Source organism: Phocaeicola coprophilus DSM 18228 = JCM 13818, from assembly GCF_000157915.1.
Classification (GTDB): Bacteria; Bacteroidota; Bacteroidia; order Bacteroidales; family Bacteroidaceae; genus Phocaeicola; species Phocaeicola coprophilus.
The window spans coordinates 123,992-138,911 of the sequence record NZ_EQ973632.1; the positions used below are offsets into that span (position 1 = coordinate 123,992).

A 14,920-nucleotide genomic window follows, 5' to 3' on the forward strand; every position below is an offset into this window, starting at 1 on the left:
TCAGCTTGCAGCCGCTGGTGGAAACCATCACCGGATCGAATACGACGAAACGCGGACGGAATTTCTGCAAGGCTTCGGCTATGACTTCTACGATTTTCACGTCATTGATCATACCGATTTTTACGGCCTGCGGACGGATGTCGGTCATGACGGCTTCAATCTGTCCTCTAACAAACTCAGGCGGAACAGGATGAATGCCTGTCACGCCGAGCGTGTTCTGTACGGTGATGGCGGTAATGGCACTGGCTGCATAGGCTCCCAGTGCGGAAATGGTTTTGATGTCAGCCTGTATGCCTGCTCCTCCGCTACAGTCGGAACCGGCAATGGTCAGGACGCATGGATATGTCTTTTTCATTGTTTCATGGTGTTTTGATATGCCTTGCAAAGATAGTTTTTTTCCGGGAAACCTTTCGTGTCTTATGGTAATCCGGAAAGCCCCCGGGCTTTTAAAAAAACGTTTCGGCGTTTACACCAAAAGCCCGAATTCTTTTTCCTGAAACGTCGAAACGTTTTTGAAAGGGATGGAAACGGGAAAAAAAGAGAGGCCGCTGGGGAAATAAGCGGCCTCTCGGATTGTCGGGGAAGAGACAAACTCCTTTGTCCCTTTCATCTTCGTATTTTCACAAGCGCGAAGATGAAAACATAAATCTATTACTATGAAAAACATTGACATAACGCTGCAGCTTCATAAATTGTTCTTGCAGGGTTTTGAAAAACCTTATTATTTAATATATCTTTGCAATTAAATCTATCTTTTGCACAGCCCCCTGAAGTCGCAGAAGCTGCATTTGTCTTCGTTATCTGTCTGATTGAAAGCTATTTCCGGATTGAATATAACTTCCAGTAACTGGTTCAGGTTTTCCCGGAACAAATTTTCGTATTGACTGAAATCTTCTACGGCTTCTTTTTCCTTTCGGGGCTCTCCCATACGGATGACAGGGGAATAATCCTGTGAAGCTGCCCGGTGAATGTAGAGCAGGGAAGGCGCTACGCGCAGGTCACTGCCTTTCTCACGTAACTTCCGGCAGACGATGGAGGCATAGAGAAAGGTCTGGAATACGTAGGCCGACCGTTTCTTGTCGGGCAGGAAGAGGCTTTCCACATTGGCGGGCGTATCGGCATCGCCTCCTGTCTTGTAGTCCACAATGCGCAGGGTGCCGTCTTTGGTGTCAAGCCGGTCGATGATTCCTCCGATACGTGATTTCAGGATGCCCCGCGGCGTGCGGATGTCAATATCCTCACTCACGAAGTGTTCGCTTCCTGAAAAGGTGAAGGGAGCATAGCGCAGGTCGTTTTCCAGCAGTTGCTTCAGATAGCGCGTGATGACTGCCGAATTGATCAGCTGGATGCCGTTGTATTCGGCCCGTTCCTCTTTCGGTATGTTGAAAAAAAGTTTCTTGAATCCGTTGTCTACATACTCCTGCAGGCGGACTTCGTCTTTCAGCAAGGTTTCGATGGCTTCCTTATTAATTACTTTTCCGTGGGCGGTCAGGTCTTTGTAGATATGTTCGGCTGCATCGTGGAAAATACTTCCGAAATGGGATGCGTCGACTTCCGCACTGACTTCGTCCGGGGCACTGAGCTGGGCTACATACTTGTAGTAGAACTTCAGCGGACAGTCCAGGTAGCAGTTCAGGGCGGAAGGGGAGAGAAAAGCCTTCGGGTTGACCCGCACATCGAAGACGCTTTGCATGCGCCGCATGACGTCGGGTGTTTTTTCGATGGTTATCGGAGCTGTTGTCTGTGGAGACTGGGCAGCCTCCAGCACCATGCGGCGTACGGGATATTCCCATTCGATCAGGAACTGGAGCATGAAGCGTGACATTTCTCCCCGGTTGATTCCGTCGGTGGAGGTGTTGTAGACCAGTGTGACTTTCTCGGCACGTTGCAGCAGCCGGTAGAAATAGTAGGCATAAACGGCGATCTTGTGGTCAATGGTTGTCATGCCGAATGCCTTACGCAGATTATAGGGAATGAAAGAGGCCTCTCCGCCGCTTTTCGGAAGCTGCCCTTCATTGACTGACAGCATGATGAGATGGCGGAAATCCAGATTACGGGTTTCCAGTACTCCCATGACCTGCATGCCGATGGCCGGTTCGCCGTGGAACGGAATGCTGGCGGCCGACATCACACGGGTGAGCAGACGCTTGAAGGTGGCGGGCTGCACTTGCAGTTCTCCGCTTTCCGTCAGCGTGTGGAAACGGTTGATCAGGGTGAAGGCATTGAACAGAGCTTCCCGGTAAAGCTGGTCGAAGGCTGCATCTGCCGAGGCGGCCTGTTGCTGATAGCATGCTGCCATGCGCTTCAGTGCTTCGGCAAGCATGATACACAGGGACAGGTTGCCTTCGCGGGGCTGGAACAGCAGTTCCAGGGCTTCGTCTTTTTCCAGTTCGGACGGAAGCGGATAGAAGCGGTTGTCCTGAGTCAGTGCCTTTTCCAGTTTTCCGGCCTCGGGCGACAACTGGCGGGTGTACGGATGACGCAGCACGCTGATTACTTCGTCGAAGCGGTAGCGGCCGTTATTGGGATTGTAGCCGGCGGTATGAAGTTCCATCAGGGCATTGACAAAACTGTATGCAGGAGTCTGCGAGAGCGGGAATCCCATCGTGATGTTGAGGTGGCTGACATTCTCCGGAAGGGAATGAAGAACAGGCTGGAGCATGGACTCGTTGCAGAGTACAACCGCCGTTTCTTTCTCGTCTTCTGTCAGGTTGGTACGTATCCATTGCGGCAGGTAACGCGCCTGTCCGTTCTCGGTTGGCGACTCGATGTAGGTGATCTCTTTCGGACGGTTTAGGTTGCTAAAAGCCGAAGCCGGGAGTTCAGAGGGGAAATTGCGGAGGTTCCGGCGGATGAATTCTCCGGCTTCATGGGGAGTTTTCTCCAGGTAGAAGTTGTCATAATCCCAGTAGAACAGGGCTTTCCCGGCTTCATTCAGGCGGTGAAACAGCTCCTGTTCCACTTTGTTGAGCACGTTGAATCCCACAAACACATAGCGCTGATAAGGAAGAGTTCTGACATCAAGCCGGTCGATGACTTCGCGGTAGAGCATGCCTTCGTATGCGATTCCCTGTTCTCTCAGCACTTGTCTGTATCGGGTATATACTTCTCTCAGTACATTCCAGAGCGAGATGAAGCGTTGTTTGAGTTCCGTCACCTGATGGATGGAGAAGTTATGGAAAAACTGGCTGATGGCTTCTTTCTGGCCTTCTTCCAGAAAATCGTAGTCATCTGCCAGGGCGTTCAGATCCCTGAGGTTGCTGAACAAAGCGTCCGTATCGGCCAGGTTCTTGTCGGCATCATCGAAATCGCTGATCAGCATCTCACCCCAGAAATAAAAGTCGTCCAGCGTTTCCTTGCTTCCGGTTGCTTCGCGGAACACCCGGTAAAGGTCGCATACGAGCTTGATGGGATCTCCCACTTGCAGGCTGGAAGACTGGCGGAAGAGTTCGCTGATGCTGACATAGGCGGGCGACCAGATGGGACGGTCGGCTTCCTGTGCCAGGTATTCATTGAAGAAAAGACTGGCACGCTTGTTCGGGAAGACCACGGCCAGATGGGCAAAGTCCCCGTTGGTTTTCGTATAGAGATCGTGTGCTACTTGTTTCAGAAAGGTATCCATATCTTGTTGTTCTGTGAGGTTAGACGATTTCTTCCAGTTCATTCTTGAAGACATACCACAGGAAGCCCTCCACGTGTGTATATCCCATGGCTGAAAGAAGATTCATGTATTCGCGTACCTGACGGTTGTAGGCTTCGTTCTTTTTCCCGAACTTGAAGTCGACGATGATGACTTGTCCGTTTTTCATCATGACCCGGTCCGGACGCCGTGTCTGGGTATGCCCGTTTTCGTCAGTAAAAAGGATGGCGCATTCGTTGAAGAGTTCCCAGGTTCCGTTGTACCAGTCCTTGACTTTCGGATGGTTCATGGCCCATTGTGCCAGGCGGGTGATCTGTTTTTCCTGTTCTGCCGATTCCAGAATACCGTCGAACCGGAGCCGGCTGATGGCTTCGGGCAGGTCGGATTCCTGGCGGATGGAAGCAAAAACCTGGTGCAGCAGTCTTCCCTGCCGGATATACTGGGTACTGTCTTCTTCCTCTTCTTCTCCCCGGATGAAATCGGCCGAACGGTTGGACTGCTGAAATTCGATGGCCGTTTCCGTAGATTCCAGCCGGACGGGGATTCCTTCAGCCTGTTCGGACAGACGGTTGCCGGAAGCCTGTTCCGCCGACGGTTCCGAGAGACAGAGTGTGCCGTATTCGTAGAGGTCAGGAGCGGAAGACTTGTCCTCTTCTGAGTCTGTTTCCTCGTGCTGCATCGGGGGATCTTTCATCTGCAACAGAGCCTCCTGCAACAGTTCGGAAACAGTTCCTTTCTGATTCTGTTTTCCCCAGATGATCAGATTCTTGCAGGCACGGGTAAAGGCAACATACAGCAGGTTCAGATTGTCCACCCACAGCTGAAGCCGCTCTTCGAGATAGCTGGACCGGTAGATGGAATTGGCCATCGCTGAGGAATAGTTTACCGGAACAATGTCCAGCTCGTTGAACGGAGCGATGTCTGTTTCTTTTCCGGTTCCTGCCACGGAACACCAGATCAGGTGACTGTTTGTTTCGTTTTCCATTTTCCAGTCGCAGAAAGGGATCAGTACCGTATGGTATTCCAGTCCTTTCGACTTATGGATGGACAGGATGCGGATTCCTTCGATTTCTCCCGAAGGAATGGTCTTTTCGTGCAGCTTTTCGTCCCAGTAAGTCAGGAAAGCTGTCAGTTCAGAAGAATGTTTCTGCTGGTATTCCGTTACGGCATCATAGAAGGCACACAGGTAGGCATCCTGATGTTCGATCCGCTCCATGCTGAAAAGGATGAAGAGCTTTTCCATCAGTTCATAGAGCGGCATCAGCTTCAGTTCCTCCAATTGCAGCATGAAGCCCGCGGGGAGATAATCGGAAACCTTATTGATAAGAATGGTGTTCAGGCTGATGTCCTGATGCAGGATCTCGTTCTGGTAGGCTACGGCCAGGCGCGCCTGGGCAATCAGATCATCGGGCATGGCCAGAAAACGCAGCCCGCCGATGATCATGCAGATGGCCAGTGAGGCATCCAGCCGGAACGCTTCGTCAGAAACAATGCGGTAGGGGGTATGCTTGTCGAAGTAATCGGCAATGGCGGGAATCGTTTTGTTCTTGCGGACCAGGATGGCAATGTCCTTGGTCTGTATACCCTTCCGGATCAGGGCATCGGTTTCTTCTGCCAGTTGTTGCAGCATGGTTTCGGCATAAGGCTCTTCCTTGTTGTCGGGCAGGAATGTCAGTTTGATGTAACCTTTTTCGTCTTTCCGGGCTGTCTGCTGGCATACGTCACTGTAAGCATCAAGCAGCTGGGTACACGGATCGCCCTGTTCAGCTTCGTAGCGGTCGTTCAGAACCTGACAGGCTGCCGTGAACAGTCCGTTGTTGAAGCGGATGATGTTGGCCTCACTGCGCCAGTTGGTTCCCAGACTGCATTCCCTGATCCGGAAACTCGGATCATTTCCCAGTCCGGCCAGAATCTTCCAGTCTCCGTTTCGCCACCGGTAAATGCTCTGTTTGATATCACCGACGATCAGACTTCCTTCTTTTTGTGCGAGGCTTTCCTGTAACAGCAAATGGAAGTTTTCCCATTGCATGCGCGAGGTGTCCTGAAATTCGTCGATCATAACCGTGTCGATGGTTGTGCCGATTTTTTCATAGACAAAGGAGGCATCTCCTTCACGGATGAGGCTGTGAAGAAGGGCATTGGTATCGGAAAGCAGGAAACGGTTGTGGCTCTGGTTCTGGATACGCACTTCTTCGTCAATGTGAGCGAGCAGTCGCAGGTTGTTCAGATAGCGCAGCGAGAGGTCGCATGAATTGACCAGCATGTTGTTGGCCGGGCGTAGTTTCTCTGCTTCTGTGAGCAGGGGAATCAGTTCATTTTCTGCCAGCGAGCGGATCGTGTCCCGGTAAGCGGAGGGTTTTGGTAGTCCATCCGGCCGCATCCTCCAGGCAGTCTTCAACGGTTTTGTTGCGTACCTTGTCGTCCAGTTCCCCCCGTGCGATCTTGTTGAAATAGCTGGCAATGCCGTTGGAGCCCCGTTTCAGGTCGGCCGGAGTCAGTCCGTTGGCTTCAAGCAGTTCCAGAAAATGTTCGGTGAACCCTTTCATCTGTTCCAGGGCTTCCTGGCGGATCAGTTGCAGCTTCTTCCGGTATTCGGGAATGAACTGCGGCTGGGAAAGCTTGTTTCTCAGTCCGTTGCCTTTCTCTATGTAGCTCTCATTGAGAATGTTTTTTCCGAAATTCTTGATTTCGCCTGATACGTTCCACCGTTTGTCATCGGCAATCCGTTCTTCGATATACTCCAGCAGCCAGTAAAGCACCGGAGAACGGCGGTCCAGTTTCTCAATCATGGAGTCGACAGCATCGCTGAGCACTTCGGTATTGTTCAGCTCAATGTTCAGGTTTGCACCCAGTTCCAGTTCCCGTGACAGGTTGCGCATGACCGACTGAAAGAACGAGTCGATGGTTTCAATGCGGAAACGGCTGTAATCATGGATGATGTTTTTCAAGGCCGTCCGGGCCGCCTGCCGGATTTCGTCTACGGATTTACCGGAGGTTTTCAGGATTTCCTTCAAATAGCCTTCCGATTCAGGGGAAGCGGTTGCAATGCCGTATAACTGATACAGGATACGTTTTTTCATTTCCGTGGTTGCCTTGTTGGTAAAGGTAACCGCCAGAATCTTCCGATAGGCTGAAGTATCTTCGATCAGAAGTTTGATGTATTGTACGGCCAGTGTAAATGTTTTTCCCGAACCTGCCGAAGCTTTGTAAACTAAAAGTTGTGGATGCTGTTCCATAATGGTATGCTTTGTAATACACTTGATGAGGACAAATATACGGATAAAGGTTGGATTATCGGTTTTAATAATTAAAATTAAAAATGCGTTAATCCGTTGAAATCTGTGTTTCAATTCTGCACTTCTTGCTATCTTTAACGGATTTTTATGAATAGGCATAATAACTAAAAATAAGAAATGACTAAATTACTATTGATTCTCGGGCTTTTAGTGGGAATATTCCTTCCGGGGGAAAGTCTTGCCCAAGAGAATAAGTCTAATTTTGTGCATGTATCTTTGGTAGACAGGATGCAGCAGGACTCAAAAACGGAATGTATATCGGACAGTGTGCTGTCTTTTGGTGGTGGAGATATCATTCAGGGAGAAGACGGGCGTTATCATTTGTTTGTCAGCGGCTGGGTAGCCGATTCAGCCCGTCAAGATAAATTGATGCCGGATTCAATGATCTATCAGGCTATTTCAGAAAAACCTCAGGGCCCTTATAAAATGTTGCGCTCCATTGGTGCCGGGTGTCATCCGGAAGTATTCAAGCTGGCAGATAACAGTTATATGATTTCTGTTCAGGGTGGCTATTACAGTGCCAAGTCACTGGAAGGACTTTGGACATTTCATACCTTTGGTTTTGATAGCCGGAACCGTCCGGCTGTGAAGACTACTTCTCACTGGAGCCTTGCCAGACGGAAGGATAATTCATTTTTGATGGTCAGTCAGGAAGGAGGAGTCTGGGTAAGCCAGTCTGGAGTCTCTACTTATAATGGAGTGACAGACGAAGGTGTGTTTCCGCTGGTGGCAACAGATTATGATGACTGGGTCGTATGGCGGGACAATGTCCAGTATCATTTGTTGCTGGGAAACCATGAGAATTCTCAATGTTACTACATGCGTTCGCTTGATGGTTTGCACTGGGTGATTGAATCGAAGCTGGATTATTCGCAGGTAATGAAGATGGGTGCAGACAGTCTGGGCCTGGAAAAAGTTGTATACGGCTGTCCCAGTGTCCTGCAGAATGAAGAAGGAAAAGCGATTCAACTGAATCTGGAAGTAACCCAGGTACGGAAAGATGGAAAGATGCATTCAAGAAATGTCAGTTTCTCTCTGGAGCCGGATCTGGATGTAAGGCTGATAAACAAAAAGCCGATCACGGATGCCGTTCAGAAACTGGAGATCCTGGTAAAGGGAAATGACCGCTTTAATCCGTTGACGGATTTGGATTTGCCTACCTTGCGTGCCGGCTCACCCTTGGAAGTGAACCGTGGAGGCGGAGGTATTGTGGTGGAAAGCAAGCCTCAGGGCAAAGATCTGCTGTTGACCTTTTATGCTGATTTCTACGATTTCCCGCATGGTGAGTTTGCCGTGAAACTGGCAGGAAAGAAGCAGGACGGGACAAAGGTGGCCGGTTATATGCGTTTGCCTCAGTTAAAGGATAATCCGCTGATGTCTGTACGTAAACCGATCTTTGCGAATTTTCTCAATAAGAAGCGTATTAAGATGACCGTTGAGAATCTGGGCGATGTATCTTCCCGCAGAATGAATATATATTTGAAATATAAGGAGAATGGAAAATACAAAGTGTTGTTTAAAGACAAGCTTCCTCCTCTTCGTCCTTTTGAAGTATATAATTTCACTGTAGATGTCAAATGGGTCTTGAATGACCGGTGCCGTTATGAGTTTGTTGTGGTTGTAGACGACAAGGATTATGAATCGGAATATCATTTTGTGAAATAAGTAAAGAAAAAGCCCTTTCAGATTACGTTGCAGTAGCAAACATCTGAAAGGGCTTTTTCCTTTACCGTTCTGCTATTTATCGGATATCCTGATACAGATATCGCTTGATACTTTTCTTCGCTGTCTTCTCGAACTCTTCCGGATAGAGCTTGATACGGGTAATTTGTGCATAGGCCGGCAGCTGACTGTTCAGTTCTATGCGGTTGTTTTCAATCGCTTCTTCCAGCTGGTGTGCATTCATGTTCTGCTGGAAGGCTTCTTCATTGTCCGGATATACCAATGCAATCAGTTTGTTGTTTTGCAAGATTACCAGTGATTCATTGACAAACGGCATGTTGTTTAACCGCGCTTCAATTTCTTCCGGATAAATGTTCTGTCCTGAAGCTGTCAGCAGCATATTCTTGCAACGTCCCTTGATATAGATATTGCCTTGTTCGTCTTTGATCGCCATATCACCGGTGTGCAGCCATCCTTCTTTGTCGATGGTTTCTTCTGTCGCCTTTTCATTCTTATAGTATCCCAGCATGGTGTTCATACCCCGGCATACCAGTTCGCCGGGAATACGTGTCGGATCGTCTGACAAAACACGTGTTTCCATGTTGGCTACGGTTTTTCCACAGGATGTATATTGGATTTCGTCCCATCTGCTGTGGCAGATAAGAGGAGCACATTCTGTCATACCATATGCTATGGTGTAGGGGAAATTGATTTTACGGAGGAATGCCTCTACTTCTGCATTGAATGGAGCTCCGCCTACGACGATTTCAATGAAGTTTCCTCCGAACACTTCCATGGCCTGCTGACGGATGTTTTCTTTGATCTTATCGCTGATGATGGGAAGGTTGAGTAATAACTTTCCTAATTTGTTGTCTACCTTCGGCAATATGTTCTTCTTGAAGATTTTTTCTACAATCAGAGGAACGCATGCGATGATGCGGGGACGTATTTCCGTAAACGATTCTGCAATGATTTTAGGAGAAGGCATACGGGTGAGGAACCATAAATGTGCTCCGGCGGTAATGCCGTAAAGGAAGTCGAACACCAGTCCGAATATATGTCCCAGCGGGAGCATGGAAACAATGCGGTCGCCGGCTTTCAGCCCTACCTTATTATCAATGTGAACCACGTTGGAAAGGATGCTGCGATAGGGGAGCATTACTCCCTTGGAATAGCCTGTTGTACCTGAAGTATAATTAATGACTGCCAGCTCTTCCGGTGATTCACGCCGGTAAGATACTTGTTCTGCACGGAATCTGCAGGGATATTTTTTTCCGAATTCTTCGTTCAGGTGTTCTCGTGCATAGGATAATTGTTTGGACCGGGATACAACCAGATCAAAATTCTTCAGTTCGATGATACCTTCCAGATGAGGCATGGCTGCTTCGTTGAAGTTTTCCCACACCTGGTCACCGACAAAGAGCATTCGTGCTTCAGAATGGTTTACGATGTTATGGACATTGTCTGCCTTGAATTCGTGGAGAATAGGAACGGCAACGGCTCCGTAGGTGATGACACCCAGGAAGGTGGCTCCCCAGTTGGCGCTGTTGCGGCCGCAAAGTGCTATTTTATCCCCTGGTTGGATTCCTGCATGTTGGAACAGGATATGCATTTTTTCTATTTTCCGTGCTACGTCTTTATATTGTAAGGTAGCTCCCTTGTAGTCTGTCAGAGCGCTTCGATCCCAGTTCTTCCGGATACTTTGCTCAATAAGTTGTATAAAACTGTCTTGTATTTCCATTGGTTTTGCACACAATTCGTGTTAATGTGCGCAAAATTAATAAAAAAACAGATACAGAAGCGGAATTGGATAGAAGAATTGAATATTATCAGTTGTCAATTGTTGAATTTTAAGTAGCTTTGCAATGTTATTAAATAAGGTAATATATGTTGATATACAATACAACTTATCATGTTACGACAGCTGATGCACGTAATTTTGTCATCTGGCTGAATGAGTGTTATATACCGGAAATCGAACAGTCCGGAGAGTTGAAAAATCCACGGATCTTACATATTCTGAGCCATAAAGAAGATGACAGTGAGTGCTTTTCTTTACAGTGGGAAGTAGAAGACAGTGCGGCATTGCATCGCTGGCATACTCGTCAGGGCGCCAGACTGAATGAAGAAATGCTGAAGATATTTAAAGATAAAGTGATAGGCTTTCCAACATTGATGGAGGTAATCAAGTGATACAGCCGGTAAAGGAGAAGATTATTTTGGGGATTGACCCGGGAACCAATATTATGGGATATGGGGTCCTGAAGGTTACGGGTACACGTCCGCAAGTTATGACTTTAGGCGTAATTGATCTGCGCAAGTGTAGTGATCCTTATTTGAAACTGAAACATATTTACGAACGTGTACAGGGGGTCATCACATCGTTTTTACCGGATGAACTAGCTATTGAGGCCCCGTTTTTCGGGAAAAATGTACAGTCCATGTTAAAATTGGGGCGTGCGCAGGGAGTAGCCATCGTAGCAGCTTTGTGTCGGGATATTCCCGTTACCGAATATGCACCTTTGAAGATCAAAATGGCAATTACCGGTAACGGGCAAGCCAGCAAGGAGCAGGTTGCAGATATGCTGAAGCGTATGTTGCACATCCCGGCCTCTGAAATGGGGCCTTTTATGGATGCGACTGATGCTCTTGCCGCTGCTTATTGTCATTATTTGCAGATGGGACGTCCCGAACTGCCGAAAGCTTATTCCAGTTGGAAAGATTATATAGCCAAAAATCCAGATAAGGTTAAGAAATAAAGGAAGACTATGAAAGTAAAGCATTTGATCGTGTTGTCAATGCTTGCTGCAATGGGATGTAATTCCGCGCATGAGAAGACATACACGTCGTTTGATGATTATCCGGTATACGAAGGTGAATGGGAAGAAATGAATTATTCACCGGAAGCAACCCGGTTTTCTTTATGGGCTCCTACAGCTACTGAAGTAAAAGTTCTGCTGTATGAAGCCGGGAAGGGTGGATCTGCTTATCGTATGGTCTCAATGGAAGCCGGTGAAAAAGGCATGTGGTCGGTAACGGTCGAAGGAGATCTGAAAGGTAAATTCTATGCGTTTAATGTTCGTGTGGGGGAGGACTGGCAGGGCGATACTCCAGGATTAATGGCGAAGGCTGTCGGGGTGAACGGAGATCGCGCTGCGGTAGTTGATATGCGTTCAACTGATCCTGAAGGATGGTTGCAGGATAAAAGGCCGTCTCTGAAAAGCTTTGCAGATATGGTGGTTTATGAAATGCACCATCGTGATTTTTCGGTTGATACTGTTTCCGGTATACAGAATCGTGGCAAGTTCCTGGCGCTGACAGAAGGGGGTACACATACTTTTCAGGGCGAGAAAACCGGAATAGACCATTTGCAGGAATTGGGAGTTACGCATGTGCAGTTGATGCCTTCCTTTGACTTTTCTTCTGTTGATGAAACCAGATTGGATGTTCCTCAGTATAATTGGGGATATGATCCGAAAAACTATAATGTACCTGAAGGGTCTTATTCGACAGATCCTTATACTCCCGAAACGCGAATCCGCGAATTCAAGGAAATGGTGATGGCTCTTCATCAGGCAGGAATTCGGGTTATTATGGATGTGGTTTATAATCATACCTCAACGATTGAAGGGAGTATTTTTGACCGTACGGTACCCGGATATTTTTATCGCTTGAACCAGGAGGGTAAACCTGCTAATGGTTCGGGATGTGGAAACGAGACAGCCAGTGAACGGGCCATGATGCGCCGGTTCATTGTCGAGTCGGTCTGTTACTGGGTGCGGGAGTATCATGTAGACGGTTTTCGTTTTGATTTGATGGGCTTGCATGATATAGAAACGATGAAGGCTGTCCGTTCAGCATTGGATGCCATTGATCCTACTATATATATAGGAGGAGAAGGATGGGCAGCTGAGCCTCCCCAGATTTCTTTGGAATTGGCAGCCATGAAGAATAACATGCGTCAACTGCCGGGCATTGCAGCATTCAGTGATGAATTCCGGGACAGTTTGCGTGGACATGGTTATGAGGGAAAAGGAACCTTTGTTTGTGGTCGTTCCGGGTATGAGGATGGTATCCGGTTCGGATTGGCAGGTGGAGTAGAACATCCGCAGTTAGTTCCTGATTCGGCCTATCAGGGACCGGCGGTATGGGCTGGCGAACCAACTCAGTTTATCAGTTATGCCAGTTGTCATGATGGGCTTTGCATAACAGACTATTTGAAAGAGACAATGCCAAAAGCTTCTTCTGAGGAATGGAAAGCCATGCTGAAACTGACAGAAACAGCTGTACTGACTTCTCAGGGAATACCTTTTCTGTTTGCCGGCGACGAGATCATGCGCGACAGAAGAGGTAACGGTAATCCTTATAATGCTTCGGATGAGATAAATGCTATTGACTGGCAGAAGAAAACACAGAATCGTGATGTCTTTGATTATGTAAGGGAACTGATAGTTATGCGCAAGGCACATCCGGCTTTCCGTATGGGACGGGCTGGGCTGGTTCGTCAGTATATGGAGTTTTTGAAGATGCCTGTCAGCAATGTCATTGCTTTTCGGCTGAAAGGAGAACCCTGCGGAGATTCATGGTCGAATATAACAGTTATTCTGAATGCACGTCTGGAAGCCGTGCGGGTAACGGTTCCGGAAGGAAAATACCGGGTTGTGTGCCGGGACAGGAAAATAGATTTAAATAATGGATTGGGACTGGTTTCGGGAGGCGATATAAGTGTAGCTCCCCGTTCAGCCCTGATTATGCATCAATAAAAGAAAGTTATGCAATATACGATATCTGTTGAGAATGGAGTTGCTCGTCATCCCATGTATCGGATGAAAGAACCGTTGAATCTGCGTTTTGCTGCAGGTGAACATATAGCAGTTGTCGGAGCTAACGGAGCAGGAAAAAGTTTATTAATTGATACGCTCACGGGACGTTATCCATTGCTGATGAATGAAGTAAAGTATGATTTCTCCCCATCTTCCTCTCCTTTGGCATCTGATAATATCAAATGTATCACTTTTCGTGATTCTTATGGCGATGCGGACGGGAATTATTATTACCAGCAGCGGTGGAATGCACATGACCTGGATGATACTCCTTTGGTACGTGATCTTTTGCCTGCTGCGAAGAATGAAGTTCTGCGTCAGGCATTGTATGATTTGTTTCATATAGGACCGATGCTGGACAAGCATATCATTCTGCTTTCCAGCGGCGAGCTTCGGAAGTTTCAGTTGACGAAAACCTTATTGAGTGATCCTCGGGTACTGATCATGGACAATCCTTTTATCGGACTGGATGTTCAGACACGGGAACAACTGCACCAGTTGCTGAAAGAACTGACGGAACGTACTTCTCTTCAGGTGATTCTGGTTCTGTCGAAAACCGATGATATACCTTCCTTTATTACACATGTCGTGCCGGTGGCAGATCGTGTCTGTGGAGACAAGATAACATTGCAGGAGTATCTGAGTCAGATAGAGAAGATTCCTGCCCATGTACTGTCGGAAGAAAAGCGGAAGAAGATACTGGAACTTCCTTACGCTGAAGGGCTTTATCATGCAGATCGGGTGGTGGAACTGGATAAGGTAAGTATCCGATATGGAGAACGTACCATTCTGAAAGAGTTGGACTGGACGGTGAAATGCGGTGAGAAGTGGGCTTTAAGCGGTGAAAACGGTGCAGGGAAATCTACGTTGCTGAGTCTGGTGTGTGCTGATAATCCACAAAGTTATGCCTGTGCCATATCCTTGTTTGGCCGTAAACGGGGAAGCGGTGAAAGTATTTGGGAAATTAAAAAACATATCGGTTATGTCAGTCCTGAAATGCACCGGGCTTATTCGAAGAACCTGCCGGCTATTGATATTGTGGCCAGTGGATTATATGATTCAATAGGGCTTTACCGGAAACCTCGTGAATGCGACCGGGAAATTTGCGAGATGTGGATGGATGTATTTGGTATAGCGGATTTGAAAGACCGTAGTTTTCTGCAATTGTCGAGTGGAGAACAGCGTCTGGTTCTGTTGGCTCGTGCTTTTGTGAAGGATCCGGAGCTGTTGGTGCTTGATGAGCCTCTTCACGGACTTGACATGCGGAACCGTCGCCTGGCCAAGGATGTGATTGAAACATTTTGTGAGCGTGAGGTCAAGACGTTGATTATGGTAACCCATTACCAGGAAGAATTGCCGTCGGTCATTGACCATCAGCTTTATCTGACCCGTAACCGGTAAAGTGGCTATGGAATCATGAGTACCTGCCTGATTATTGAGGTGTGAAGTAAGAATAAGGAGGCATATCAGCACCTGTGCAAAGGCTGATATGTCTCTTT

The 14,920-nt window shown here is 47.7% G+C and carries 8 protein-coding genes and 1 pseudogene; 5 read left to right on the forward strand and 4 right to left on the reverse strand.

Features of this window, described 5'->3' with window-relative positions; all coding sequences use genetic code 11:
* The 3 genes and pseudogenes from thiD to BACCOPRO_RS02150 all read right to left on the reverse strand — a co-directional run.
* A partial coding sequence (gene thiD, locus BACCOPRO_RS02135) for a bifunctional hydroxymethylpyrimidine kinase/phosphomethylpyrimidine kinase (RefSeq protein ID WP_008140467.1) occupies positions 1-355 on the reverse strand: 355 nt, incomplete at its 3' end.
* A gap of 393 nt (positions 356-748) precedes the next feature.
* On the reverse strand, positions 749-3,622 hold the full coding sequence (locus tag BACCOPRO_RS02145) for a PD-(D/E)XK nuclease family protein (RefSeq protein WP_040311063.1): 2,874 nt from the start codon (positions 3,620-3,622) through the stop codon (positions 749-751).
* 19 nt (positions 3,623-3,641) lie between these two features.
* Positions 3,642-6,876, reverse strand: a pseudogene (locus BACCOPRO_RS02150) (UvrD-helicase domain-containing protein).
* A gap of 177 nt (positions 6,877-7,053) precedes the next feature.
* Between BACCOPRO_RS02150 and BACCOPRO_RS02155 the strand changes: the two are divergent.
* The gene (locus tag BACCOPRO_RS02155) at positions 7,054-8,601 is read left to right on the forward strand and encodes a glycoside hydrolase family protein (RefSeq protein ID WP_008140476.1); all 1,548 of its coding nucleotides are present in this window, start codon (positions 7,054-7,056) and stop codon (positions 8,599-8,601) included.
* Positions 8,602-8,677: 76 nt separating this feature from the next.
* Here BACCOPRO_RS02155 and BACCOPRO_RS02160 read toward each other — a convergent pair whose 3' ends face one another.
* Positions 8,678-10,339, reverse strand: coding sequence for an AMP-binding protein (locus tag BACCOPRO_RS02160; protein WP_008140479.1), 1,662 nt, complete (start codon positions 10,337-10,339; stop codon positions 8,678-8,680).
* Positions 10,340-10,485: 146 nt separating this feature from the next.
* On the opposite strand from BACCOPRO_RS02160, the gene BACCOPRO_RS02165 reads away from it, so the two are divergent.
* Genes BACCOPRO_RS02165 through BACCOPRO_RS02180 form a run of 4 tightly spaced genes read left to right on the forward strand, consistent with a single transcriptional unit; the run spans position 10,486 to position 14,822 of the window.
* The gene (locus BACCOPRO_RS02165; protein ID WP_008140481.1) at positions 10,486-10,791 is read left to right on the forward strand and encodes a DUF4286 family protein; all 306 of its coding nucleotides are present in this window, start codon (positions 10,486-10,488) and stop codon (positions 10,789-10,791) included.
* Positions 10,788-11,357: a crossover junction endodeoxyribonuclease RuvC gene (ruvC, locus tag BACCOPRO_RS02170; RefSeq protein ID WP_008140483.1), complete on the forward strand. Its 570-nt coding sequence runs from the start codon at positions 10,788-10,790 to the stop codon at positions 11,355-11,357. Before BACCOPRO_RS02165 ends, ruvC begins: the two co-directional genes overlap by 4 nt.
* 9 nt (positions 11,358-11,366) lie before the next feature.
* A complete protein-coding gene (gene pulA / locus BACCOPRO_RS02175; RefSeq protein WP_008140485.1) occupies positions 11,367-13,361 on the forward strand; it encodes a type I pullulanase in 1,995 nt (664 codons plus the stop codon).
* A 9-nt stretch (positions 13,362-13,370) separates the two neighbouring features.
* A complete protein-coding gene (locus tag BACCOPRO_RS02180) occupies positions 13,371-14,822 on the forward strand; it encodes an ATP-binding cassette domain-containing protein (RefSeq protein ID WP_008140487.1) in 1,452 nt (483 codons plus the stop codon).
* Positions 14,823-14,920: the final 98 nt, after the last annotated feature.